Below are 24,795 nucleotides of genomic sequence, written 5' to 3' on the forward strand. Positions count from 1 at the left end.
CTGCTGCCCCGGCCGGGGGTCCGGGGGGTCGCCCCGGGGAATGCAGTACGTACTTCATTGTCCCGCACGCGCCAAGGTGCTTCGCCCCGGGGCCCTCCATACGTGCGCCGGGGCGTGCGCGACGGGGTTCCGGGACGCAAGCGGAACGCCGCACGGAACCCCGTTGGGGGTCTTCCTCACAGGAATCGACGTTCCGCCCACCGCCTCCCGTACCCTCGACCCCATGTCGCTCTACGCCGCGTACGCCGGCAACCTCGACGCGCGGCTGATGACGCGCCGCGCACCGCATTCCCCGCTGCGCGGCACCGGCTGGCTCAACGGCTGGCGGCTGACCTTCGGCGGGGAGCAGATGGGCTGGGAGGGCGCGCTCGCCACGGTGGTGGAGGCCCCCCGTTCCCAGGTCTTCGTGGCGCTCTACGACCTGGCGCCGATGGACGAGGACTCCATGGACCGGTGGGAGGGCGTCGGCCTCGACATCTACCGGCGGATGCGGGTGCGTGTGCACACCCTGGACGGCGAGGAGCCGGCCTGGATGTATGTGCTGAACGGGTACGAGGGCGGGCTGCCGTCCGCCCGCTATCTGGGCGAGATCGCGGACGCCGCGGAGTCCGCGGGCGCGCCGCACGACTATGTGATGGAACTGCGCAAGCGTCCCTGCTGACCCGCCGGACCAGCGCTTTTGTGTGAATGTACGAGGAAGCGCGTGCAGACTCTACGCATGGGCATCTACGCGCGTAGGGAATCACCGGCTACCCTCATCCGCGTGAACGCATCAGTTATTCCGGACAACATCCAGGGCGACCCGCACGCCGCCGCCGCCGACGCCGCCGCCCGCCTGCGCGAGCTGACCGGTGCCGAGACCCACGACGTCGCGCTCGTGATGGGTTCCGGCTGGGCACCTGCGGGCGATGCGCTCGGCACTCCGGAGGCCGAGTTCCCGGTGACCGACCTGCCCGGTTTCCCGGCGCCCGCCGTGCAGGGGCACGGCGGCACGATCCGCTCGTACCGGATCGGCGAGAAGCGAGCCCTGGTCTTCCTCGGCCGCACGCACTTCTACGAGGGCCGCGGCGTCGCCGCCGTCGCCCACGGGGTCCGGACCGCCGTCGCCGCCGGCTGCAAGACCGTCGTCCTGACGAACGGCTGCGGCGGTCTGCGCGAGGGCATGCGCCCCGGGCAGCCGGTCCTGATCAGCGACCACATCAACCTGACCGCGGCGTCCCCCATCGTCGGCGCCAACTTCGTCGACCTGACCGACCTGTACTCGCCGCGGCTGCGCGCGCTGTGCAAGGAGGTCGACGAGACCCTCGAAGAGGGTGTGTACGTGCAGTTCCCCGGCCCGCACTACGAGACCCCGGCCGAGATCAGCATGGTCCGTGTCATGGGCGGCGACCTGGTCGGCATGTCCACCGTGCTGGAGGCGATCGCCGCACGGGAGGCGGGCGCCGAGGTGCTGGGCATTTCGCTGGTCACGAACCTGGCGGCGGGGCTGAGCGGGGAGCCGCTCAACCATGAAGAGGTGCTGCAGGCGGGGCGGGATTCCGCTACCCGGATGGGGGCGTTGCTGGCACGGGTGCTTGAGCGGATCTGAGCCGGGGTGAGGGTCGCGGGGTGGGTTCCGGGTGGGCGTGACGCCCGCGGCGGCCTGTTCCCCGCCCCGCCCCTTCCCGAACCGGGGCTCCGCCCCGGCCCCGCGCCTCGGGCGCCGGCGAGGCTGAAAAGTAAGCCCCCGGCGATTGAGGAGCGGGGTCCGGGGGCAGCGCCCCCGTAACCCACCCCACCCCGCAGAAAGGCGGACACCGTGCAGCAGGACCTCATCGCGCAGGCCAGGACATGGCTCGCGGAGGACCCCGATCCCGAGACCCGGGACGAGCTCGCCAAGCTCATCGACACCGAGGACCTCGACGAGCTCGCCGCACGGTTCGCCGGCACGCTGCAGTTCGGCACGGCCGGGCTCCGCGGCGAGCTGGGGGCCGGGCCGATGCGGATGAACCGCGCGGTCGTCATCCGCGCCGCGGCCGGACTCGCCGCCTACCTCAAGGCCGAGGGACGGACCGGCGGGCTCGTCGTCATCGGGTACGACGCCCGCTACAAGTCCGCCGACTTCGCCCGCGACACCGCGGCCGTGATGACCGGCGCGGGCCTGCGCGCGGCGGTACTCCCCCGCCCGCTCCCCACTCCTGTGCTGGCATACGCCATACGGCACCTGGGTGCCGTCGCGGGCGTCGAGGTGACCGCCAGCCACAATCCGCCGCGCGACAACGGCTACAAGGTCTATCTCGGCGACGGCTCGCAGATCGTCCCCCCGGCGGACGGCGAGATCGCCGCCGCGATCGCCGCGGTCGGCCCGCTCGACAAAGTGGCCCGTCCCGACGACGGCTGGGAGACCCTCGGCGACGAGGTCCTGGCGGCCTACCTGGCCCGTACGGACGCCGTGCTCGCCACCGGATCGCCACGTACCGCCCGGGTCGTGTACACCGCGATGCACGGCGTCGGCACGTCCGTGCTGACCGCCGCCTTCGCACGGGCCGGGTTCCCGGAGCCCGTGCTCGTCGCAGAGCAGGCGGAGCCCGACCCGGCGTTCCCCACCGTCGCCTTCCCCAATCCGGAAGAGCCCGGCGCGATGGATCTCGCCTTCGCCACCGCACGCCGCACGGACCCCGACCTCGTCATCGCCAACGACCCGGACGCCGACCGCTGCGCCGTGGCCGTGCCGGACGCCACCGCGGACGGCGGCTGGCGAATGCTGCGCGGCGACGAGGTCGGCGCGCTGCTCGCCGCGCATCTGGTCGCCCGAGGCGCCACCGGCGTCTTCGCCGAGTCGATCGTGTCGTCGTCGCTGCTCGGCCGGATCGCCGAGAAGGCGGGCAACGGGTACGAGGAGACGCTGACCGGCTTCAAGTGGATCGCCCGCGTCGACGGCCTGCGGTACGGATACGAGGAGGCGCTCGGCTACTGCGTCGACCCGGAAGGCGTACGCGACAAGGACGGCATCACGGCCGCCCTGCTCGTCGCCGAGCTGGCCTCCATGCTCAAGGAGCAGGGCCGTACGCTCCTCGATCTCCTCGACGACATCGCGGTCGAGCACGGACTGCACGCCACCGACCAGCTGTCGGTACGGGTGGAGGACCTGTCGGTCATCGCGGACGCCATGCGGCGGCTCCGCGAGCAGCCTCCGACCGCGCTCGCCGGCCTCGCCGTCACCTCGGCCGAAGACCTGTCGGAGGGTACGGAGCAGCTGCCGCCCACCGACGGGCTGCGCTACCACCTCGACGGCGCCCGGGTGATCGTCCGCCCGAGCGGCACCGAGCCGAAGCTCAAGTGCTACCTGGAGGTCGTGGTGCCGGTCGGTTCGGCGGACGAGCTGCCCGCGGCCCGCGCGAAGGGTGCGGAGCTGCTCGCCGGGATCAAGCGGGACCTGGCGGCGGCGGCCGGGATCTGACCTGTGGTGACCGCCGGCTTCACGGGAACGGCCCGTACCTGATGCGTACGTCACCTTCTCGGCCGTGAACGGCCGAGAAGGTCGGTGTCCTCCACGCGGATGCGGGAGAGTTCGGGCCGCCCCGCGCACGGAGACCGCACGTACAGAGAGCCTTTGGCTCCTCACCACCCTGGTCACAGAAGCCCGCCGGCCGGAGCCGGCCCTTGGCGGCGCGGGCGTCGCACCAGCGGGTGCAGGCAGTGGTCTCCGGGCCGACGGAGGACGTCCGGGCGATCAGGCGGACGCGATGTGCTCACACACGCCGTCGCTGATCGTCCCGGGCCGTCCCCCGCTCCGTTTCGGGTCCACCACGTCGGCTACTTGATGTTGAGCAGCTGCTCCAGCGGGTCGATGGCGAAGTAGACGAGGAAGAGCGCCGCGGTGCCCCAGAGCAGCCAGTGGACTTCGCGGGCCTTGCCCAGGCACGCCTTGATGACCACGTAGGCGAGGAAGCCGGCGCCGATGCCGTTGGTGATGGAGTACGTGAACGGCATGACGGCGATGGTCAGGAAGGCGGGGATGGCGACTTCGTACTGGTCCCAGTCGATGTGCTTGACCTGGGTCATCATCAGGAACCCGACCGCGATGAGAGCGGGGGCCGCAGCCTGGAGGGGCACGATGGTGAGAACGGGGGTGAAGAAGAGGGCGAGGGCGAACAGGCCGCCGGTGATGACGCTGGCGAAACCGGTGCGTGCGCCTTCGCCGACGCCCGCGGCGGACTCGATGTACGTGGTGGCGGACGAGGCGGAGGCGGCGCCGCCGGCGACGGCGGCCACACCGTCGATGAGCAGCACGCGGCCCAGACCGGGGACCTGGCCGCGCTCGTCGAGGAGTCCGGCTTCGGCGGTGACGCCGACGACGGTGCCCATCGTGTCGAAGAAGTCGGACAGGATGAGGGTGAAGACGAGCAGAACGACGGTCAGCGCACTGACCTGACCGAACGAGCCGAACAGATCGAACTTGCCAAGGAGTCCGAAGTCGGGTGCGGCGACGGGCTTGTCGGGCAGCGAGGGCTCGGTCAGACCCCAGGACTTGATGTCGGCGATCCCGTTGATGACGACGGCGACGACGGTCATCACGACAATGCTGATGAGGATGGCGCCCTGCACCTTGCGGACCAGGAGGACGATCGTCAACAGCACGCCGAGACAGAAGACGAGCATGGGCCAGCCGGTGAGGGTGCCTGTGCCGATCTGAACGGGCACGGTGGTGTTCGCGGCGTCCGGGATGCGGGTGACGAACCCGGCGTCCACGAAGCCGATGAAGGCGATGAACAGGCCGATGCCGACACTGATGGCCTGCTTGAGGGGTTGCGGAATGGCGTACATGATCGCCTCGCGCAGACCGGTCATCACCAGTACGCAGATCAGCAGGCCTTCGAGCACGATGAGGCCCATCGCGTCGTCCCAGCTCATCAGAGGGGCGATCTGGAAGGCGGTGACGGCGTTGAGACCCAGGCCCGCGGCCAGAGCGAGCGGCAGGTTGCCGCCCACACCCATGATCACGGTCATCACGGCGGCCACCAGCGCCGTGGCGGTTGCTAGTTGACCGGCGTCCAGCTGGTGGCCGAACTTGTCCTCGGTACTGCTGAGGATGATCGGGTTGAGTACGAGGATGTACGCCATGGTGAAGAAGGTGGCGAACCCACCGCGTATCTCACGGCCGTACGTCGAGCCGCGTTCACCGATGCGGAAGAACCGGTTGAGCGGGCCACCGGGTCTGATTGTCGGCGCTTCGGCCGGGCCTGTCGTGCTGGTGTGCATGACTGCGTCTCCTGGACCTGCAAGTGCGAGGGACAACATGGCAGTGGCGCCGGAAGCGTGTGTCAGTCGGTTGTACGAACACACATACGGCGACTTGCGAGCGGATCATACGCGGCAGGGACGGGATCTCAATCGCTTTGCGGAATCCCTTGGTTGACCTTCCCGCACCCCCCTGTCGGTTCCTCCAAAATCACCGACGACCTATCCAGTCAAACCGGGATGCGGGCGACAGCGGCCATGGAGTTCACCCCGGGTGACTCCCTACTCTCAGTCCGTGCATCCACCGCTCCCCTTCAACCCGCGCGCCGCCCGCATCCTGCGCGAGAAACTCGGGATGGCCCCCGGCCACGTCGCTTACGGCATGCGCGCCTCGTACGGCACGACCCACATCACCCCCGACCACATCACCGCGTGGGAACGCGGCACCGCACTGCCCACCGCCGGCGAACTCACCGCCCTGGCCGGTGCCCTGTGGTGCAACCCCCGCGAACTCATGGGCGCTCCCCGCACCCTGCGTGAACACCGTCTCGCCCGCGGACTGGCCGTCGAGGACGTCGCCCGCGCCACCGGCCTCACCCTCGACGCCTACCACCAGATGGAAGAAACCGGCCGATGGACGGGCGACAAACGACAGTCCGCCAAACTCGGGACCCTCCTCAGCCTTCCCCCACGCGACTTCATCGCCATCACCGGCCTGGAGGACGAACTCGCCCGCCTCCTCACCGAAGCCGTCTCCACCCGCTGGCAGGCCCACATCCGCGCCATCGCCCGCCTCATCTCCATGGAACGCCGCGACCTGCAAGATCCCCTGCGCGACATGCACCACGAGTACCAGACCCTCATGGCCGCCACCCTCAGCCGAGCCGGCGGCACCACCGCCTCCGGCGAAAACGGGCGACGCTACATCGACGACATCGTCAACCACTTCTGGGCCCGGCTCCCGGAGCACTAGCCGGGCCGCATCCGCACGGCCGGTGCATCGGGTGCGGCCCGTCCCGGCCCGACCGGAGAGCCGGGGCGAGCAGCCGGAGGGCTACCGTCGCCCGACGGCGTCCAACGCCGGTGCGATCAGGGCGAAGGCCCGGTCGGTCAGTTCGGCGGGGTCCTCGGCGCCGTCGCTGCCGCTCCACCATTGCAGCACGGCGTCGAAGGCGGCCAGCGCCATCCCGGCGGCGAGCTGCGGGTACAGATCGGTGCCGGGGTCGAGCCCCAGGCGGCGCGCCAACTCCGCCGTCAGGTCGTCGCACCACTGCGCCCGGCGCTCCAGGAAACGGGCGAGCAGGGCCGGGGTGCGCAGAATCAGCTGAACCACCGGCAGCGCCCTGTCCGAGTGGTCACCGCAGGCGGCGATGGGGACCCAGACGGCGTGCCGCAGCGCCACGGAGGGTCGCTCCTCGATGGGGCGGGCCGCCAACTCTGCGCGAATGCCGGTGCCCATGTCGGCCAGGAACTGGACGACCACGTCTTCCTTGGACGCGAAATACCGGAAGAACGTCCTCTTGGACACACCGGCGGCGGTCACGATCTCGTCGACGGTGACCACGTCGAACCCTTTCAGCGCCAGCAGCTGCAGCGCCGCTTCGGTCAGCTCGTTCGAGACGAGCTGACGTTTGCGCTGGGCCATGCTCACTTCGGGGCGGGAACTCACCGGACCATCGTAACGCCATGCCCCGCATGACACTCAGGCGCAGCTTGACACTAAGTGCCACTAGCGACAATCTATGCCACATGACACAGCAGCAGCGCTGGACTCCTGATCAGATCCCGGACCAGACCAAGCGGGTATTCGTCGTCACCGGGGCCAACAGCGGCCTGGGCCTGGCGACCACCCGGGCGCTCGCCCGCCGGGGCGGGCACGTGATCCTTGCGGTGCGCGACGAGGAAAAGGGCCGCCGGGCGGTCGCAGAGATCGCCGCCGAGCAGTCGGGCGCCGACCTCGAAGTGCGCCACCTCGACCTGGCCGATCTCGACTCGGTGCGGGCCTTCGCCGATCAGTTGCACTCCGATCACCCAAGACTGGACGTGCTCGTCAACAACGCCGGCGTGCTGGCACCGCCTCGATCGCTGAGCGCGCAGGGCCACGAGCTGCAGTTCGCCTGCAATCATCTCGGCCACTTCGCGCTCACCGGCCTGCTGCTCGATCTCCTGGCCGCCGGGCACGACCCGCGCGTCGTCACGGTGAGTTCGGTCAACCACCGGCAGGGACGCATCCACTTCGATGACCTCGGCGGCGAGCGCAGCTACAAGCCCATGACCTTCTACAACCAGTCGAAGCTCGCCAATGCCGTTTTCGGACGGGAACTCCACCGACGGCTGACCGAAGCCGGCAGCCCGGTGCGCAGCGTGCTCGCCCATCCCGGCTATACCGCCACCAACCTGCAGACGAGTGCGCCGATCGGTCTGTGGCGAGTGGTGCTGGGCCGCATCGGCAACCCCCTGTTCGCCCAGCCCCCGGCCGACGGCGCACTGCCTCAGCTGTACGCGGCGACCGACCCGAGCGTGGAGGGCGGCCAGTTCATCGGCCCGGACGGCCTGGCCGAGCTGCGCGGCGGACCGACGCGGGTCCAGCTGTCCCCCACGGCATCCGACGCCGAGACCGGCCGTCGGCTGTGGGAGGTGTCGGAAGAACTGACCGACGTACGGTTCGTGTTCCCGACGCCTGTCTGACCTGTTCTGCTGCCGCATCGTCTGCACTGCGGTCTCGGCCCGCCCACCGTCGCCACCGGCGGCGTGGAGCTGGTTGCCCAGCACGCTCCCAGCGACCGGCCAGGGCCTGCACCCGTGGGTCGTCGACGAGGGCGTCGTCCCGCACGTGCCGCAGGAGTGCCGCTACGAGCCCGGCCCATTCGGTCTCGGCTGCTTCGATGACCTCCGGGCCGAGTGCGGATCTGCACACGACCGGTTGCTCCCACGCGCACAACCACTACAGCTGCCCGGGGTTGCGGAGAGGCAGGCGTCTCCGCTCCGGAACCGGGCTCGGTCGCGTCCACCGCCTCCGGCAAAGGTGACGGTGGAGTGCACGCACCCTCCCTCTCGGGTGCGCGCACTCTGTCGAGCAGCGAAGCCCCGGCTATCGGGCTCCGCCGCCCCGACCGGGCGTCAGTTCTTGACCGGCCACTCCAGCGGGTCCTTGTAGAAGCCCTGGCTCAGTTCGACCGCGGCGGCCTGCTGGCCCTCGGGGATCAGGAAGGCGGTGCAGATCTTCTCCGACTGCCCCGGGCTCAGCTTCTTGCCGGTGTCGGGCGCCGGGCAGTTCGGCCACTTGGCGTCACCCATGATGACGATGAGGGCCTTGGTGCGCTCGCCCTTGTCCGTCTTGACGACCAAGTCGTCGTCCATGTCGCCGACTTCCATGGGCTTGCCGCTCTTGTGGGTGAGGGTGGACCACACGTACACGGGGACCTTGGGGGCCTCGTCCTTGCCCTTGTCCAGGCCGGAGTTGTCCATGTCGGCCTTCGTTCCGGTCTGCACCTTCGTGGGCGTGACCGTGAACTTGCTGTCCTTCGAGTTCTGCCTGGTGCTTTCCTGCGGCGGGCTGGCCTCGCCCAGACGGTAGCTCGTCCTGTCTTCCGACGAGGAGCTGGAACTGTGCCCGCCCTTCGCCGAATCCGAGTCGTTGCAACCGGTCAGCACCACGGCCAGCGCCAGAGCGCCCACCGCCGCCGGCACAGCACGATTCCACGTGCGCATATCTTCTTCGATCTCCCCGTTGAAACATTCCCGTTGCCCGGCCGGGCGGCAAAGCCCCCACAGCCGGCGCATGTTCAAGCGCACGATCTTGCCAGATGGGAACCGTCCACTCGCGGCAAGGGGGCACCTGCTGCACCGGATCGTGACAGTCGCGCCCTGCCTGCAGCATCCACTGGCAGTACGCAAATAGTTAGGTAGACTGGTCTACCTAATCATGGGAGAAGGAGCAGGCATGACTGACGCGAGGGCCACCGGAAAACAGCCGGGAAAGCGGCGGCAGGGGCCTGCGCGCGGGCGGATTCTCGAGGCCGCGGCGCGACGGTTCTACGCCGACGGCGTGGCGGCGACCGGGATCGACACGATCACCGCCGAGGCCGGTGTGGCGAAGATGAGCCTCTACAACAACTTCGCCTCCAAGGCCGACCTCGTCTCCGCCTACCTCCAGGCCCGGCACGAGGAGTGGCTCGGCCTCTACCGGCGGCGCCTGGCCGACGCGCAGGGCCCGCGGGAGGCCGTACTGGCCGTCTTCGATGCCTACGCCGACCATGCCGGTCTCGCCTACGAGCACGGCTTCCGCGGATGCGGGCTGCTCAACGCGGCCGCCGAGCTGCCCACCGGACACGAGGGCCGGACGGTGGTGCGCCACCACAAGGAGGAGGTCGAGAGCCTGCTCGCCACCCACCTCCAGGAGCTGCTGCCCGGCCAGGAGGAGAAGGCCCGCGCCGCAGCGGAACACCTGGCGTTCCTGCTCGAAGGGGCCATCGTGCGCGCGGGCCTCGAAGGAGACGGCGTACGCATGCGGCGCGCACGCGACATGGCGGCGCGCCTGGTGGACGGCCTGTGATGGGGCGCGCCGGTCGCTCTGCGGCCGGACCGGGGGCGGGCGCACTCGCCGTGCTGCTGGCCTCGGTGCTGTGGGGCACCACAGGCACTGCGGCAACCTTCGCACCACAGGTGGGGCCGCTGGCGATCGGTGCCGCGGCGATGGGCCTGGGGGGTCTGTTGCAGGCTCTGGTGGCCGGGCGTCGCATCGCGCAGGCCCGCGCGGCGCTCAGGACGCAGTGGCGGATCGTGCTCGTCGGGGGATCGGGCGTGGCTCTGTATCCGCTGGCCTTCTACACCTCCATGCATGTGGCCGGTGTCGCGGTGGGAACGGTCGTGTCCATCGGCTCGGCCCCACTGGCATCGGCCCTGATCGAGCGGATCGTCGACCGGCGGCGCCTGTCCCGGCGATGGATGACCGGTGCCGCCCTGGGGCTGGCCGGCACCGTGCTGCTGTGTGCGGCCGAGGCCGCCCAGGGCGGTTCCGGAACCGGTGCGGTGTCTGCCGGGCAGACGGTCGCCGGGGTGGGGCTCGGGCTCGTCGCGGGCGTGACGTACGCCGTGTACGCGTGGGCTGCGCATCGCCTCATCACACGCGGCATCACCTCGCGCGCGGCCATGGGAGCGGTGTTCGGACTCGGCGGGCTGATGCTCGTGCCGGTGCTGTCGGCCACCGGCGCACCACTGGTCGCCTCCTGGACGAATGCGGGCGTCGGCCTCTACATGGCGCTGGTGCCGATGTTCACCGGGTACGTCCTGTTCGGGTTCGGCCTGTCCCGCATTCCCGTCAGCACCGCGACGACCCTGTCCCTGCTGGAGCCCGCCGTAGCGGCTGTGTTCGCGGTCCTGGTCGTGGGCGAACACCTGCCCGCCCTCGGCTGGGCCGGGATCGTGCTCGTCATCGCCTGCCTCGGTGTGCTGACCGCCCCCGGTCGACGCGGCCCCGCGATCACTGGACGCCGAGATCGCACGACGCTGCGTCACGGCCCTGGAACGCTGACGGCCTCGAATGCGCTGGACCGCGGGCAACTCGTGCGGGCAGATGCAGATGGAGTGACGAACGATGAGTTCCACGCTTGAGGGGCCGGTCCTCGAAGGCACGCTCGTGCGCCTGGAGCCACTGGATCACCGTCCTGCGGCGGACCTGGCCGTGGCGGCGAGGAGGAACCGTTCGGGATGCGCCCAGTACGCAGCAGTGGGTCCACGACTCACTCAGACCGACCGGTCAGGAACGGTGGGCCGGGAGCACGGGGCCGCTCTGCGGCAGCGGCCTCAGCCCGTCGCGAGCAGCACCACCAGCAGCACCGCGCCCACCACCGCCGGTGCGATCACCTCGTACGCCCAGCGCACCGAGACCGAGGACGACGAAGAGTCCGAAGTCGCCGCGGATTTCGACGACTTCCCCGAACCGGCCCCCGTCTTCGCCCGCTCCACCAGCTCCCGCAGGTCCGCCATGGTCCGGTCGGCCGTCGCCATCCGCGATTTGGTGTCACGGACGTCCGCATGCACGGAGGTGCGGTCGTACGGGTCGTCCAGCGACCGCCGGGACTGCTGCCTGGCCGCCTTCTTCCGCTGGCGCAGCGACACGGGTACCGCCCACAGCTGGTACTTGGTGCCGTCCTCGGTGAACAGCTCGCTCGAATACCCGGCTCGCAGATCCGCGACCGCCGTCCACGGCATGGTGATCGTCCGGAACGGGTTACGGATCTTGATGCGCTGCTCGTTGGCGAGGACGACGGGCCGCAGCGTGAACGCGACGACCAGCGGCGCCGCGGTCAGCAGCCCGGCCAGCGCCAGCCACGGCACCCGGCCGCCGCCCCGGAACACGGCGTCCCCGCCGATCCAGCAGATGAGGAGCAGCAGCAGGACACCCCCGGCGATCCCGGCGGGCGACCGGAAGGTCCGATCGGCGTAGGTGGGCTCGGCAGGCGGTGTGGGGCTCGTCATGGGCCCGATTCTGCCTGACGTGCGCAAGGGGCGCCGGGGCGGCCGTCCCGGTACTGTGCGACGCACGGATGAGCAGGCCCCCTGTACAGGTCGCTACGCGCGTAGATATGCTCCCCTGGTGACCATGCCCACCACTGCTCCCTCCCCCGAGCTCTCAGCTGCGTTCGAGCAGGGAGGTACCCCCCTCTCCGACGCGACCGCGTCCGACAGTGCGCTGCGCCGCTTCCTGCACGGGCTGCCCGGCGTCGACGCCGTCGGCCTCGAAGCGCGCGCCGCGTCCCTCGGAACCCGTTCGATCAAGACGACGGCGAAGGCGTACGCCATCGACCTGGCCATCTCGATGATCGACCTGACGACGCTGGAAGGCGCGGACACCCCGGGCAAGGTCCGGGCTCTCGCCGCCAAGGCCGTCAATCCCGACCCGACCGACCGCACGACCCCGCACACCGCGGCGGTCTGCGTATACCCCGACATGGCGACGACCGCCGTCGCCGCGCTGGCCGGTTCCGGCGTGAAGGTGGCGTCAGTGGCGACTGCCTTCCCCGCCGGCCGCGCCGCGCTCGACGTCAAGCTCGCGGATGTCCGCGACGCCGTTGCCGCCGGGGCCGACGAGATCGACATGGTGATCGACCGTGGCGCCTTCCTCTCCGGCCGCTACCTCAAGGTGTACGAGGAGATCCTCGCCGTGAAGGCCGAGTGCGCGCGGGCCGACGGCCCCGACGCCCGGCTGAAGGTGATCTTCGAGACCGGCGAGCTGTCCACGTACGACAACATCCGCCGCGCCTCCTGGCTCGGCATGCTGGCGGGCGCCGACTTCATCAAGACGTCGACCGGCAAGGTCTCCACCAACGCCACGCCCGCGAACACCCTGCTGATGCTGGAGGCCGTGCGCGACTTCCGGGCGCAGACCGGCGTGCAGATCGGTGTGAAGCCGGCCGGCGGTATCCGCACCTCCAAGGACGCGATCAAGTTCCTGGTGCTGGTGAACGAGACCGCGGGCGAGGACTGGCTGGACAACCACTGGTTCCGCTTCGGCGCCTCCAGCCTGCTGAACGATCTGCTGATGCAGCGCCAGAAGCTCAGCACCGGCCGTTACTCCGGCCCCGATTACGTGACGGTGGACTGATCCCCATGGCATCTGCATTCGAGTACGCCCCCGCTCCCGAGTCGCGCTCGGTCGTCGATATCGCGCCCTCGTACGGCCTGTTCATCGACGGCGAGTTCACCGACGCGGCCGACGGCAAGGTTTTCAAGACGGTCTCGCCGAGCAGCGAAGAGGTGCTCTCCGAGGTCGCACAGGCCGGCGCCGCGGACGTCGACCGGGCCGTGAAGGCGGCCCGCAAGGCTTTCGAGAAGTGGTCGGCGCTGCCCGGTTCCGAGCGCGCCAAGTACCTCTTCCGGATCGCCCGGATCATCCAGGAGCGCAGCCGCGAGCTCGCCGTTCTCGAAACCCTCGACAACGGCAAGCCGATCAAGGAGACGCGCGACGCGGATCTCCCCCTGGTCGCGGCGCACTTCTTCTACTACGCGGGCTGGGCCGACAAGCTCGACCACGCCGGCTACGGCGCCAATCCCCGTCCCCTCGGCGTCGCGGGCCAGATCATCCCGTGGAACTTCCCGCTCCTCATGCTGGCCTGGAAGATCGCCCCGGCGCTCGCCACCGGCAACACGGTGGTCCTCAAGCCCGCCGAGACGACCCCGCTCTCCGCGCTCTTCTTCGCGGACATCTGCCGCCAGGCAGGCCTGCCGAAGGGTGTCGTGAACATCCTCACCGGGTACGGGGACGCGGGCGCCGCTCTCGTCGAGCACGAGGACGTCGACAAGGTCGCCTTCACCGGCTCGACCGCGGTCGGCAAGGCCATCGCCCGCCAGGTCGCGGGTACGGACAAGAAAGTCACCCTGGAACTGGGCGGCAAGGGCGCCAACATCGTCTTCGACGACGCCCCGATCGACCAGGCCGTCGAGGGCATCGTCACCGGCATCTTCTTCAATCAGGGCCAGGTCTGCTGCGCGGGCTCACGGCTGCTCGTACAGGAGTCGATCCAGGACGAGCTGCTGGACGCCCTGAAGCGCCGGCTGTCCACTCTCCGGCTCGGCGACCCGCTGGACAAGAACACCGACATCGGCGCGATCAACTCCGCGGAGCAGCTCGCCCGGATCACCGCGCTCGTCGAGACGGGCGAGGCGGAGGGCGCCGAACGCTGGTCCGCCCCCTGTGAACTCCCCTCTTCCGGCTACTGGTTCGCCCCGACGCTGTTCACGAACGTCACCCAGGCGCACACCATCGCCCGCGACGAGATCTTCGGCCCGGTGCTGTCGGTGCTGTCGTTCCGTACGCCCGACGAGGCGGTCGCCAAGGCCAACAACAGCCAGTACGGCCTCTCGGCCGGCATCTGGACGGAGAAGGGCTCCCGCATCCTCGCGGTGGCAAACAAGCTCCGGGCGGGCGTCGTCTGGGCCAACACGTTCAACAAGTTCGACCCGACCTCGCCCTTCGGCGGCTACAAGGAGTCGGGCTTCGGCCGCGAAGGCGGTCGTCACGGCCTGGAGGCGTACCTCGATGTCCGATAACCGTCTGAGCGTCTTCAAGACCTACAAGCTGTACGTCGGGGGCAAGTTCCCCCGCTCCGAGAGCGGCCGGGTGTACGAGGTGACGGACTCCAAGGGCAAGTGGCTGGCGAACGCCCCCCAGTCCTCGCGCAAGGACGCGCGTGACGCGGTCGTGGCCGCCCGCAAGGCGTTCGGCGGCTGGTCGGGCGCGACGGCGTACAACCGCGGCCAGATCCTCTACCGCGTCGCGGAGATGCTGGAGGGCCGCAAGGACCAGTTCGTACGGGAAGTGGCGGACGCGGAGGGCCTGTCGAAGTCCAAGGCGGCGGCCGTCGTGGACGCGGCCATCGACCGCTGGGTCTGGTACGCGGGCTGGACCGACAAGATCGGCCAGGTCGTGGGCGGGGCGAACCCGGTCGCGGGCCCGTTCTTCAATCTGTCCACGCCCGAGCCGACCGGTGTGGTCACGGTGCTGGCGCCCCAGAAGTCCTCGTTCCTGGGCCTGGTCTCGGTGATCGCTCCGGTGATCGCGACCGGCAACACGGCGGTCGTCATCGCCTCGGCCCACTCCCCGCTGCCGGCCCTGTCCCTGGGCGAGGTGCTGGCCACCTCCGACCTGCCGGGCGGCGTGGTCAACATCCTGTCCGGGAAGACGGCGGAGATCGCGGCACCGCTCGCGTCCCACCAGGACGTGAACGCCATCGACCTCACGGGCGCGGACACCGCTCTGGCGCAGGAGCTGGAGATCGCGGCGGCGGACAACCTGAAGCGGGTCCGCCGCGGCGCCGGCGACGGCGACTTCGACTGGTCGGCCGATCCGGGCACCCACCGCCTGACGGCCTTCCTGGAGACGAAGACGGTCTGGCACCCGACGGGCGCGCTCGGCACCTCGGGGTCCTCGTACTGACGCCCCGTACCGGCTCCTCGCACCGACCCGCGCGAGGGCCGGCCGGGCCCGCCCGCACGAACGCGGCCCGCTTCTCCGGATTTCCCGGAGGAGCGGGCCGCGTCCGCGTCCGTCTCAGCCGCGCGGCAGTTGTGTGACCTGCCCCGCCACCGGCAGGTCCTTCAGCGCGCCGCCGCTGGTCACCGGGTCGGTGACGGCGGCCGTGGAGAGCGGCTTGAAGTCGGCGATCTGCGTCTCCACCGTGTTGTTCAGCGGGTCCGTGCCCGTACCGGCCAGCGGGTCGAGCCGCATATGCGTCACCGGTGCGGTGCCGTTGTGGAGCGAGTGCCCGAGCGCCCCGGTGTCTGCGCCCGTGGCCGGTACGAGGGGCAGCGGCGCCGCCTGGGCCGCCGCACCTCCCGCGCCGAGTGCGGCGCCCACCGCGGTGACGGTCAGACCTGCCCGCAGCACAGCGCGGCGACGGGACCTGGAAAGTGCGTGACGTGCCATGGAGTTCCCACCTGATCGAGCCGATCGAGTAACCATTTGAGTACATAGAGTAGTTGAGGTGTGATGCTCGATACCAACCCGGCCTCCGGGGGATCCCCTGCGCGGGTCAATGCCTCACAATCGTGTCCTGTGAATTCCCAACCGCTCCTGACCCGCGTCGTGCTGCTCGCGGGCCCCTCCGGCTCCGGCAAGTCCTCCCTCGCCGCCCGCACCGATCTGCCGGTGCTGCGCCTGGACGACTTCTACAAGGAGGGTGACGACCCCACGCTCCCGCTCGTCCCCGGAAGCACGGACATCGACTGGGACTCCGCACAGTCCTGGGACGCCGATGCGGCCGTCGCCGCGGTCACGGAGCTGTGCCGCACGGGGCGCACGAGCGTCCCGGTGTACGACATCGCCACGAGCTCCCGCGTCGACCACGAGGCCCTCCACATCGACCGCACACCACTGTTCGTGGCCGAGGGGATCTTCGCGGCGGACATCGTCGAACGGTGCCAGGAACTGGGCGTACTCGCCGACGCGCTGTGCCTGCGCGGCCGTCCGACGACGACCTTCCGCCGTCGGCTGTTGCGGGATCTGCGGGAGGGCCGCAAGTCGGTGCCGTTCCTGCTGCGGCGGGGGTGGCGGCTGATGCGCGCGGAGCGGCGGATCGTGGCACGGCAGGCGGCCCTCGGTGCGCACCCGTGCGGCAAGGAGGAGGCCCTGGGCCGGCTGGCCGCCGCGGCGGCGGGCCGCTGCCGACGGGCGTCCGCGGCGCGGGAAACGGTGTAGCGGGCTTCCTGCAACCGGGGGCGCTGCCCCCGGACCCCCGCTCCTCGATCGCCGGCGGGGCCTGATCTTGCACACACACGCCGACGGGGCCGGACTGGACCCCCCGGCCCGTCCGACCCCGCAGCACTCCCCCGTACCCCCGTGCACCGCCGCCTCCCCCGAAGCAGCGGCCCCGCTTTCCCCCGTATCCCCCGTATCCCCCGTTTCCCCCCGTCCCCTCAGGCCACCAGCTCGCCGAAGGACTCCTCCTCGTCACGGCCGAAGCTGAGGACCTCGTCCTCGCGCAGCCGACGGAGCGACCGCCAGATGCTGGACTTCACCGTGCCGACACTGATGTCGAGGATGGCCGCGATCTCCGGGTCGGTGCGGCCCTCGTAGTAGCGCAGGACCAGCATCGTGCGCTGGAGTTCGGGCAGCCGCGCCAGCGCCTGCCAGAGCACGGCGCGCAGTTCCGTGCCGCGCATCGCGTCCGTGTCGCCCGCCGTCTCCGGCAGCTCCTCGGTCGGATACTCGTTGAGCTTGCGCCTGCGCCAGGCGCTGATGTGCAGGTTGGTCATGGTGCGGCGCAGATAGCCACCGACCGCCGCCTTGTCGCTGATCCGGTCCCACGCCCGGTACGTCGAGAAGAGGGCGCTCTGCAGCAGATCCTCGGCCTCGAACCGGTCTCCGGTCAGGTGGTAGGCGGTTGCGTACAGGGAGGCGCGGCGCTCCCGGACGTAGGCCGTGAACGCCGTTTCGGCGTCCTCGACCTGCGCCGGGGACTTCCGCTCCCCCATGACCTCCCCGTACGCGGCTCCCCCGTTGCTTCCCCCGTTGGCCCCCACAGGCGCGTCAACCACCGTCATGTACGGCATGTGCTGACGCCCGACGCCACGAACGCACCCCCGCCCTCCCCCGAGCTCTCGGCTCCGCTCGAGCAGGGAGGGGCCCCCTCCAACGCCGGACTTCTCGGTACTCCGGCCGACATCGTGGAGACGCGTGACAACTGCGCTTGCGGTGATGCTGTGAGTTGCGTTCATCTTGCGCCCCCCATCGGTGGAGTCCGTCCGTTCCTTGTGCCAATGAGCTTGCCGGGGCAGTTTCATCACGCTGTCCGCCGACTGTCACAGCCCTGTCACAGGGCCTGCCGTCTGTGCGTCGGCGCTGCGCCGGATGTATGAGTCGGCGCCAACTGTCGAACTGGGGCTCCACCATGGGTCAGAATGACCAGCGTGCCTTTCCTGTTGCTGATCGAGGACGACGACGCCATCCGCACGGCCCTCGAACTCTCGCTGTCACGCCAGGGCCACCGTGTGGCCACCGCGGCGACGGGAGAGGACGGCCTGAAACTGCTGCGTGAGCAGCGGCCGGATCTGATCGTGCTGGATGTGATGCTGCCCGGCATCGACGGTTTCGAGGTGTGCCGGCGCATCCGGCGCACCGACCAGCTGCCGATCATTCTGCTGACCGCGCGCAGCGACGACATCGACGTCGTGGTCGGGCTCGAGTCCGGTGCCGACGACTATGTGGTGAAACCCGTGCAGGGCCGGGTGCTCGACGCCCGGATCCGGGCGGTGCTGCGCCGCGGTGAGCGCGAGTCCACCGACTCCGCGTCCTTCGGGACTGTGGTGATCGACCGCTCCGCGATGACCGTGACCAAGAACGGCGAGGATCTTCAGCTCACGCCGACCGAGCTGCGACTCCTGCTGGAGCTGAGCCGCCGGCCGGGCCAGGCCCTGTCGCGGCAGCAGCTGCTGCGGCTGGTCTGGGAGCACGACTACCTCGGTGACTCCCGGCTCGTGGACGCCTGTGTGCAGCGGCTGCGCGCCAAGGTGGAGGACGTACCGTCCTCGCCGACCCTGATCCGTACCGTTCGGGGTGTGGGCTACCGGCTGGATTCGCCGCAGTGAGCGACGCCGCCAAACGGAGCCTGCTCACCGGGCTTCGCTGGACCAGTCTGCGACTGCGTCTCGTCGTGGTGTTCGCGCTGGTGGCGCTGACCGCCGCAGTGTCCGCCTCGGGGATCGCGTACTGGCTGAACCGCGAGGCCGTACTGACGCGTACCCAGGACTCCGCGCTCGGGGACTTCCGCCAGGAGATGCAGAACCGAGCGGCCTCGCTGCCGCTGCGTCCCACCAAGGACGATCTGCAGAACGCCGCCGTGCAGATGGCGAGCAGCTCGCCCGGCTACAGCGTGCTGCTGGTCGACGAGCGCGACACCGGCAAGCCGATCGTCGGCAACTCCGACCTGGACACCTTCACGCTCGACAACGTGCCGCTGTCGCTGCAGAAGGCGGTCAACAAGAAGCAGCCGGTGGAGGCGGGCAACAAGTACGAGTACCACCTGTTCTGGCAGCGGGTCAGCATCCGCGGTACGCCGTATCTGGTGGGCGGCACGAAGATCATCGGCGGTGGCCCGGCCGGCTACATGCTGAAGTCGCTCGACCAGGAGCGGCAGGATCTGAACTCCCTCGCCTGGTCGCTGGGGATCGCCACCGGGCTCGCCCTGATCGGCTCGGCGCTGCTCGCGCAGGCCGCCGCGACGACCGTGCTGCGGCCCGTGCAACGGCTCGGTGACGCCGCGCGCAAGCTCGGCGAGGGAAAGCTCGACACCCGGCTCGTGGTGTCCGGCACCGATGAACTCGCCGATCTCTCCCGTACGTTCAACAGGACCGCGAGCTCGCTGGAGAAGAAGGTCGCGGACATGAGCGCGCGGGACGAGGCGAGCCGGCGGTTCGTCGCCGACATGTCCCACGAACTGCGCACCCCGCTCACCGCGCTGACCGCCGTCACCGAAGTACTGGAGGACGAGGCGGACAGCCTGGACCCGATGATCGCGCCCGCGGTGCATCTCGTGGTGAGCGAGACCCGGCGCCTCAACGACCTGGTGGAGAACCTGATGGAGGTCACCCGCTTCGACGCGGGTACGGCCCGGCTCGTCCTCGACACGGTCGATGTCGCCGACCAGGTCACCGCTTGCATCGACGCCCGCGCCTGGCTGGACGCGGTGGATCTGGACGCCGAGCGCGGCATGATGGTCCGCCTCGACCCGCGCCGGCTCGATGTGATCCTGGCGAATCTGATCGGCAACGCGCTCAAGCACGGCGGTTCGCCGGTACGGGTCGCGGTACGGACCGAGGGCGACGAACTCGTCATCGAGGTCCGCGACCACGGCCCCGGTATCCCCGAGGACGTCCTGCCGCATGTCTTCGACCGGTTCTACAAGGCCAGCGCTTCCCGTCCGCGCTCCGAGGGCAGTGGTCTCGGTCTGTCGATCGCCATGGAGAACGCGCACATCCACGGCGGTGACATCACGGCCGCGAACTCGCCGGACGGCGACGGCGCGGTGTTCGTACTGCGGCTGCCGCGCGATGCCGAGCCGCTCACCCGTTCCGCCGGGGATCACGACGCGGGGGTTCAGGACGAGGAGGGCGACGCGACGTGATGGGCAGCAACCGCCGGGCACACCGTTCGGCACTGGCGCTGGCCGGTGCCGCGATCACGGCCGTGCTGGCCGCGGGCTGCGGGATCAGGACCACCTCCGTGCCGGTGGACGCCGGGGCCGCACCGTCCCAGGTGCCGTGCTCGATGTCCGCGGAGGACATCGCCACCCAGGCTCTCCAGGGCATCCCCGTACAGATCTATCTGGTCTGCTCCTCGCAGCTGGTCACGGTGGACCGCACGGTGCAGGTCGGCGATACGAAGTCGGACCGGGTCCGGGTCGCGCAGGCGCTCCTGGACGAGCTGGAGCAGAAGCCGCCCGCCGATGAGCGGCAGGCCGGGTTCTCCACGGCCGTCCCGGCGACCCTGCAGATCAGCGCGGCCCGCCGCGGCGACCGGCAGGGCACGCTGCGGCTCAGCAAGCAGCCGGAGGACCTGCCGTCCGAGGCTCTGGCGCAGATCGTGTGTACGTACGCGGAGAGCGAGTCGCTCGCCCCGGGCGGCACGGTGGTGCTGGGCGGGCCGGGGAACTATGCGCCGCGTGGGTATCTGTGCACCTCGGAGACGAAGGCCAGGCCGAGGGCGGCACCGACGCTGGGGGCGGGGACGGGAGCCTGAGCGGGGGACGGAAGCGGCCGGCGGCCGGTTCTTCCGTCCTCAAGCGCCGGACAGGCCGGGTTTTTACGTCGTTCCGGCCGGATTTTTGCGTCGCCCCGGCTGGGTTTGTCGCCGTCACGGCTGAGATACGGGTTCGTCGGGCCGGGCGGAACCGATCCTGCCGCCCGGCGCGTCTTGGGGGGCGTGCGTCAAGGTTCGGGCAGTCAGGCTGTCATCCGCTTCCGCGCGGCCGGGGTATCTCTCCTCCTCGCGCATCTGCTGTTTGTCGGGTGGCTGACGCTGCGCCCGCTCGATGTGCCGTGGACGCCCGCCTCGAATCTTCAACCGTTCGCCGGTATCAGAGCGGACCTGTCCCTGGGCCCGGTCGAGGCTGCCCGTCGGATCGGTGAGGGGTTGCTGCTGCTCGCCCCACTGGGCGTGCTGCTGCCGGTGGCCGGGGGCCGGCTGTTCGTCTCCCCGTGGGCCTCCCTGGCCCGTACCGTCGCGGCGGGGGCGCTGATCTCGCTGGCCATCGAACTGGCGCAGACCGGGGTGCCGGGCCAAGTCGTCGACGTCGACTCGCTGCTGCTGAACACCACCGGTGTGGCGCTCGCCCATCTGCTGGTCGTGCCCATGTGCCGGGCGCGGCTGCGCCGCAGGAACCAGCAGCGGATCAGGGTGCTGCCCCACCCCAGGGACGAGGCGGCTCAGGGGCCGACCCCGACGATTCCCAGGGTCGGTATCGCACCGTAGAGCGATGCTTTGCCCCTGTTCGTCGGGCGACCATGGATGCATCGGGAGCACGACGGAGCTGCTCCCTCAGCAACGGTTCGCGAAGGAGCCCACCATGGCCGCACTTGCCCGCCCCCGTGACGGACGCATGATCGGCGGAGTGTGCGCAGCGCTGGCAAGGCGCTTCGGCATCTCCGCGGGAACCATGCGCATCATCTTCCTGGTCTCCTGCCTGCTGCCGGGGCCGCAGTTCCTGCTCTACCTGGCGCTGTGGGTGCTGTTCCCGTCCGAGAAGACGGCGTCCGCCGCCTGGTGACCCGCGTACGCACCACACGCCTGTGGGGCGGACACCCGGTTCGGGTGTCCGCCCCACAGGCGTGTGTACGGGGATCAGCCGCCGAGCGGGAGACCGTTGGCCGACAGGCCGCTGGTGCTCAGGCCACCCGCGGGCAGACCACCGATCAGGCCTTTGACCGGGGCGGTGGCGTCGCCGGCGAGCTTCTGCCGGCCGGTGCCGAGCAGCTTGGGGGCCGTGTCCTGGACCGGCAGGGTCCGGGTGGTGTTCTCCAGCGCCGAGCCGGCGACCGGCAGGGCAGTGGCCGCGGCGTCGGCCGGCAGCACGGTGGCGGATGCGGTCCCCGCGGCGGCAGCGGCGAAAGCGGCACCGAGAGCGGCGACGCCGAGAGTCCTGACAGCAGACTGCTTCATGTGAAATTCATCCTTGGGGAAGGGGATGTGAGCGGCTCTGAAACGTAGTCATCCCACTGCCCGTCCCGCAAACATGCCGACACACGGAAAACGGCCGGAATTTCGCAGTCCCGGCCGTTTCCCGCGGAGGTACGGTTCAGCCCGCGGAAGCGGAAGGCACGCTGGTCGCAGCGGTCTGCTCGAAGAGCCACTCGGACTTCAGCTCGGCATATCCGGGCTTGATCACGTCATTGATCATCGCCAGACGTTCATCGAAAGGAATGAATGCCGACTTCATCGCATTGACGGTGAACCACTGCATGTCATCGAGCGTGTATCCGAAAGTCTCGGTCAGCTTCTCGAATTCATGACTCATGCTCGTACCGCTCATCAGCCGGTTGTCCGTATTAACGGTGGCCCGGAAATGCAGCTTCCGCAGCAGCCCGATGGGGTGGTCGGCGTACGAGGCGGCGGCGCCGGTCTGGAGGTTGGAGGTCGGGCACAGCTCCAGCGGGATGCGCTTGTCCCGTACGTAGGAGGCGAGGCGGCCGAGCTTCACACCGCCGTCCTCGGCGACCTCGATGTCGTCGATGATGCGGACGCCGTGGCCGAGCCGGTCGGCGCCGCACCACTGGAGCGCCTGCCAGATCGACGGCAGGCCGAAGGCCTCGCCCGCGTGGATGGTGAAGTGGTTGTTCTCCCGCTTGAGGTACTCGAAGGCGTCGAGGTGCCGGGTGGGCGGGAAGCCCGCCTCCGCCCCCGCGATGTCGAAGCCGACGACGCCCTGGTCGCGGTAGCGGTTGGCGAGCTCGGCGATCTCCAGGGAGCGGGCGGCATGCCGCATGGCGGTGAGGAGGGCGCCCATCCTGATGCGGTGGCCGTCCTGACGGGCCCGCCGCTCACCCTCGCGGAAGCCCTCGTTGACCGCCTCGACGACCTCTTCGAGGGTCAGCCCGGCTTCCAGGTGCTGCTCGGGGGCGTACCGCACCTCGGCGTACACGACACCGTCCGCGGCCAGGTCCTCGGCGCACTCGGCGGCCACCCGGACCAGCGCGTCACGGGTCTGCATGACGGCGCAGGTGTGTGCGAACGTCTCCAGGTAGCGCTCCAGCGATCCGGAGTCGGCCGCCTCTCGGAACCAGATGCCGAGCTTGTCGGGCTCGGTCTCGGGAAGTCCGTCGTAGCCGCTCGCGGCGGCGAGGTCGACGATCGTTCCCGGACGCAGGCCGCCGTCGAGATGGTCGTGGAGAAGAACCTTGGGGGCACGCCGGATCTGGTCCTGGCCGGGCACGTGGAAGGTCGGGCTCATCATTTGGGCACTCTAACGCCTACGCGCGTAGATTGTCGCTTGCCGATACATAATAGTGACCGCGAATACGGGTGGCATACACCTGTCCTTCTGACACTGTTCTGCTATGGCACAGCGCGCACTCCCCCTGCCTGCTGCAAGGCTGGGACGGGCCGTCAGGACGGCCGGAGCACCATCTGCGGTCAGCGGCGTGGTTCTGCTGCTCCCGGACGGCGAGGCCGACTCGCACCGCCGCCCCTCCCCTCTCTCGTACGCCCTCCAGCTGCCGCTGGCCCGCACCCTGGCCCGCGCGGGCCAGGAGGACGGGCTCGCCGCGCATGTCGTGCGCTACCGCTGTCGCGGCTGGAACGCGACCGACGCGCAGCTCGCGGCAGACGCCCGATGGGCGGTGGACGAGGTCGTACGACGCTACGGCGACGTCCCCGTCTGCCTCGCCGGCCACGGCATGGGCGGCCGGGCGGCGCTCCGTGCGGGCGGCCACGCTGCGGTCAACTCCGTTCTGGCGATGGCCCCTTGGCTGCCCGAGAACGCGGCGGACGCGCCGGAGCCGGTGAAGCACCTGCTGGGCCGGCAGGTCCTGCTCGTCCACGGCACGAACGATGCCCGCACCGACCCCGAGCTCTCCTTCCGCCTGGCCGAACGCGCCAAGAAGGCCAACCGCGACACCTGCCGCTTCGAGGTCCACTCGGACGGCCACGGTCTGCGCCAGCACCGGGCCGAAGTGGCGGCCCTGGCAACGGACTTCGTCCGCGGATCGCTCTTCGGCCGGGCATACGCGCGCCCGGTCGCCGACGCGCTGGCGGCGCCGCCGCCACTGGGCTTGCGGATGCCGCTGGCGGCGGGGTTCGGGAGGTCGCTGCGGGACTGAGGGGACGGAGCCGGTGACCGGCGGCACCGGGACCGGAGTTGAGCACGGCCTCGGGACTGGTGAGGTCGTATGTTGAGGCGTTCCGAAGCAGCAGGCGCTTTCCGACGTGATCCTGTCGCAAAGTGATTCAAACGCTCTGGGTGGGTGTCCGCTGCCCTCGCGCGATCGGGCAAGTCATGTTCGGGCCCGGTGTACGCAGACTCCCGACAGACCGCTAGGGTGCGCGAATTCGACGCTCAGCTCTACGCAACATATCTGTAGGAAGACAGTGACGATGCGTATCGGTATCACCGGCCACCGCGGCCTTCCCTCGGACGTGGCCGACCAGGTTCGCGCCAGTCTCATCGCCCACATCGAAACACTTGAGAATACAGACCTCATCGCCATCAGCTGCATCGCCGACGGTCCCGACGCGTGGTGGGCACAGATCGCCCTCGACGCGGGAGCGAAGCTCGAAGTCGTCATCCCGGCCGCCGAGTACCGCGAGGGTCTGCCGGATTGGTATCGCCCCGAATACGACCGACTTCTCAGCAACGCGTCCGATGTCCACCACACTGGACTCGCCGAATCGACCTCCGAAGCCCACCAAGCGGGCAGCGAAATCCTCGTCCGCCTCTCCGACCGCCTGCTGGCCGTGTGGGACGGCAAACCCGCCCGCGGCTACGGAGGAACAGCGGACGTCGTCGGCTACGCGCGCCAAGTCGGCGTACCCGTAACCGTCATCTGGCCGGATGGCGCCTCCCGTTAGGTGCCTGACGACGACTT

General features: G+C 70.0%; 26 protein-coding genes. 18 read left to right on the top strand and 8 right to left on the bottom strand.

Annotation, left to right across the window (positions count from 1 at the left end):
- Positions 1–223: 223 nt before the first annotated feature.
- The 3 genes from ACIPEK_RS13065 (at position 224) to ACIPEK_RS13075 (ending at position 3,439) form a co-directional block, all read left to right on the top strand.
- Positions 224–661 (top strand): gamma-glutamylcyclotransferase, encoded by a 438-nt coding sequence (locus ACIPEK_RS13065; protein WP_072486709.1) that lies wholly within the window; start codon positions 224–226, stop codon positions 659–661.
- A 102-nt stretch (positions 662–763) separates the two neighbouring features.
- On the top strand, positions 764–1,588 hold the full coding sequence (locus ACIPEK_RS13070; protein WP_383075566.1) for a purine-nucleoside phosphorylase: 825 nt from the start codon (positions 764–766) through the stop codon (positions 1,586–1,588).
- Positions 1,589–1,798: 210 nt separating this feature from the next.
- Entirely contained in the window at positions 1,799–3,439 is a 1,641-nt protein-coding gene (locus ACIPEK_RS13075) for a phospho-sugar mutase (RefSeq protein WP_401994500.1), read from the top strand.
- A 356-nt stretch (positions 3,440–3,795) separates the two neighbouring features.
- Here ACIPEK_RS13075 and ACIPEK_RS13080 read toward each other — a convergent pair whose 3' ends face one another.
- Positions 3,796–5,241, bottom strand: coding sequence for an NCS2 family permease (locus tag ACIPEK_RS13080; RefSeq protein ID WP_401994503.1), 1,446 nt, complete (start codon positions 5,239–5,241; stop codon positions 3,796–3,798).
- A 274-nt stretch (positions 5,242–5,515) separates the two neighbouring features.
- On the opposite strand from ACIPEK_RS13080, the gene ACIPEK_RS13085 reads away from it, so the two are divergent.
- Positions 5,516–6,193, top strand: a complete 678-nt coding sequence (locus ACIPEK_RS13085; protein WP_401994506.1) for a helix-turn-helix domain-containing protein — start codon at positions 5,516–5,518, stop codon at positions 6,191–6,193.
- Positions 6,194–6,274: 81 nt separating this feature from the next.
- On the opposite strand, the gene ACIPEK_RS13090 is transcribed toward ACIPEK_RS13085, so the two are convergent.
- Positions 6,275–6,865, bottom strand: coding sequence for a TetR family transcriptional regulator (locus tag ACIPEK_RS13090; protein ID WP_401994707.1), 591 nt, complete (start codon positions 6,863–6,865; stop codon positions 6,275–6,277).
- A gap of 104 nt (positions 6,866–6,969) precedes the next feature.
- Here ACIPEK_RS13090 and ACIPEK_RS13095 point away from each other — a divergent pair, with 104 nt between their 5' ends.
- Positions 6,970–7,908: an oxidoreductase gene (locus tag ACIPEK_RS13095; protein WP_401994509.1), complete on the top strand. Its 939-nt coding sequence runs from the start codon at positions 6,970–6,972 to the stop codon at positions 7,906–7,908.
- 432 nt (positions 7,909–8,340) lie between these two features.
- Here the strand turns inward: ACIPEK_RS13095 and ACIPEK_RS13100 are convergent, their stop codons facing one another.
- Positions 8,341–8,931, bottom strand: coding sequence for a hypothetical protein (locus tag ACIPEK_RS13100; protein ID WP_401994512.1), 591 nt, complete (start codon positions 8,929–8,931; stop codon positions 8,341–8,343).
- A gap of 232 nt (positions 8,932–9,163) precedes the next feature.
- Here ACIPEK_RS13100 and ACIPEK_RS13105 point away from each other — a divergent pair, with 232 nt between their 5' ends.
- Positions 9,164–9,775, top strand: a complete 612-nt coding sequence (locus ACIPEK_RS13105; protein WP_401994515.1) for a TetR/AcrR family transcriptional regulator — start codon at positions 9,164–9,166, stop codon at positions 9,773–9,775.
- Positions 9,775–10,833 (top strand): DMT family transporter, encoded by a 1,059-nt coding sequence (locus ACIPEK_RS13110; RefSeq protein WP_401994517.1) that lies wholly within the window; start codon positions 9,775–9,777, stop codon positions 10,831–10,833. Before ACIPEK_RS13105 ends, ACIPEK_RS13110 begins: the two co-directional genes overlap by 1 nt.
- Before the next feature lie 192 nt (positions 10,834–11,025).
- Here ACIPEK_RS13110 and ACIPEK_RS13115 read toward each other — a convergent pair whose 3' ends face one another.
- Positions 11,026–11,700: a PH domain-containing protein gene (locus tag ACIPEK_RS13115; RefSeq protein ID WP_401994520.1), complete on the bottom strand. Its 675-nt coding sequence runs from the start codon at positions 11,698–11,700 to the stop codon at positions 11,026–11,028.
- A gap of 124 nt (positions 11,701–11,824) precedes the next feature.
- Here ACIPEK_RS13115 and deoC point away from each other — a divergent pair, with 124 nt between their 5' ends.
- The 3 genes from deoC to ACIPEK_RS13130 are packed head-to-tail and all read left to right on the top strand — an operon-like array spanning position 11,825 to position 15,157.
- Positions 11,825–12,826 carry a deoxyribose-phosphate aldolase gene (gene deoC / locus ACIPEK_RS13120; protein WP_401994710.1) on the top strand — a complete coding sequence of 334 codons (1,002 nt, stop codon included), beginning with the start codon at positions 11,825–11,827 and terminating at the stop codon, positions 12,824–12,826.
- A gap of 5 nt (positions 12,827–12,831) precedes the next feature.
- Positions 12,832–14,271 carry an aldehyde dehydrogenase family protein gene (locus tag ACIPEK_RS13125; RefSeq protein ID WP_401994523.1) on the top strand — a complete coding sequence of 480 codons (1,440 nt, stop codon included), beginning with the start codon at positions 12,832–12,834 and terminating at the stop codon, positions 14,269–14,271.
- Positions 14,261–15,157 carry an aldehyde dehydrogenase family protein gene (locus ACIPEK_RS13130; RefSeq protein ID WP_401994525.1) on the top strand — a complete coding sequence of 299 codons (897 nt, stop codon included), beginning with the start codon at positions 14,261–14,263 and terminating at the stop codon, positions 15,155–15,157. Before ACIPEK_RS13125 ends, ACIPEK_RS13130 begins: the two co-directional genes overlap by 11 nt.
- A gap of 114 nt (positions 15,158–15,271) precedes the next feature.
- Here the strand turns inward: ACIPEK_RS13130 and ACIPEK_RS13135 are convergent, their stop codons facing one another.
- Entirely contained in the window at positions 15,272–15,646 is a 375-nt protein-coding gene (locus ACIPEK_RS13135) for a hypothetical protein (RefSeq protein ID WP_401994528.1), read from the bottom strand.
- A 63-nt stretch (positions 15,647–15,709) separates the two neighbouring features.
- Between ACIPEK_RS13135 and ACIPEK_RS13140 the strand changes: the two genes are divergently transcribed.
- A complete protein-coding gene (locus ACIPEK_RS13140) occupies positions 15,710–16,417 on the top strand; it encodes a uridine kinase (protein ID WP_401994531.1) in 708 nt (235 codons plus the stop codon).
- A 218-nt stretch (positions 16,418–16,635) separates the two neighbouring features.
- Here ACIPEK_RS13140 and ACIPEK_RS13145 read toward each other — a convergent pair whose 3' ends face one another.
- Positions 16,636–17,436, bottom strand: a complete 801-nt coding sequence (locus ACIPEK_RS13145) for a SigE family RNA polymerase sigma factor (protein WP_401994534.1) — start codon at positions 17,434–17,436, stop codon at positions 16,636–16,638.
- Between the two features lie 192 nt (positions 17,437–17,628).
- Between ACIPEK_RS13145 and afsQ1 the strand changes: the two genes are divergently transcribed.
- From afsQ1 to ACIPEK_RS13170, 5 genes are all read left to right on the top strand, one after another.
- Positions 17,629–18,306, top strand: a complete 678-nt coding sequence (gene afsQ1, locus ACIPEK_RS13150) for a two-component system response regulator AfsQ1 (protein WP_401994713.1) — start codon at positions 17,629–17,631, stop codon at positions 18,304–18,306.
- Positions 18,303–19,841, top strand: coding sequence for an ATP-binding protein (locus ACIPEK_RS13155; protein WP_401994537.1), 1,539 nt, complete (start codon positions 18,303–18,305; stop codon positions 19,839–19,841). The genes afsQ1 and ACIPEK_RS13155 overlap by 4 nt, the downstream gene beginning before the upstream one ends.
- Entirely contained in the window at positions 19,838–20,455 is a 618-nt protein-coding gene (locus ACIPEK_RS13160; RefSeq protein WP_401994540.1) for a hypothetical protein, read from the top strand. Before ACIPEK_RS13155 ends, ACIPEK_RS13160 begins: the two co-directional genes overlap by 4 nt.
- A 183-nt stretch (positions 20,456–20,638) precedes the next feature.
- Positions 20,639–21,187, top strand: a complete 549-nt coding sequence (locus tag ACIPEK_RS13165; protein WP_383082319.1) for a VanZ family protein — start codon at positions 20,639–20,641, stop codon at positions 21,185–21,187.
- A 94-nt stretch (positions 21,188–21,281) separates the two neighbouring features.
- Positions 21,282–21,482, top strand: a complete 201-nt coding sequence (locus tag ACIPEK_RS13170) for a PspC domain-containing protein (RefSeq protein ID WP_401994543.1) — start codon at positions 21,282–21,284, stop codon at positions 21,480–21,482.
- Between the two features lie 74 nt (positions 21,483–21,556).
- Here the strand turns inward: ACIPEK_RS13170 and ACIPEK_RS13175 are convergent, their stop codons facing one another.
- Together ACIPEK_RS13175 and ACIPEK_RS13180 are read right to left on the bottom strand one after the other, a co-directional pair.
- Entirely contained in the window at positions 21,557–21,874 is a 318-nt protein-coding gene (locus tag ACIPEK_RS13175) for a hypothetical protein (protein ID WP_401994546.1), read from the bottom strand.
- A gap of 136 nt (positions 21,875–22,010) precedes the next feature.
- The gene (locus tag ACIPEK_RS13180) at positions 22,011–23,165 is read right to left on the bottom strand and encodes an adenosine deaminase (protein WP_383074797.1); all 1,155 of its coding nucleotides are present in this window, start codon (positions 23,163–23,165) and stop codon (positions 22,011–22,013) included.
- A gap of 103 nt (positions 23,166–23,268) precedes the next feature.
- On the opposite strand from ACIPEK_RS13180, the gene ACIPEK_RS13185 reads away from it, so the two are divergent.
- Positions 23,269–24,030 (top strand): alpha/beta hydrolase family protein, encoded by a 762-nt coding sequence (locus ACIPEK_RS13185; RefSeq protein ID WP_383074795.1) that lies wholly within the window; start codon positions 23,269–23,271, stop codon positions 24,028–24,030.
- A gap of 274 nt (positions 24,031–24,304) precedes the next feature.
- Positions 24,305–24,778 (top strand): hypothetical protein, encoded by a 474-nt coding sequence (locus tag ACIPEK_RS13190; RefSeq protein ID WP_401994550.1) that lies wholly within the window; start codon positions 24,305–24,307, stop codon positions 24,776–24,778.
- Positions 24,779–24,795: the final 17 nt, after the last annotated feature.

Source organism: Streptomyces sp. NPDC088246, from assembly GCF_044741025.1.
Classification (GTDB): Bacteria; Actinomycetota; Actinomycetes; order Streptomycetales; family Streptomycetaceae; genus Streptomyces.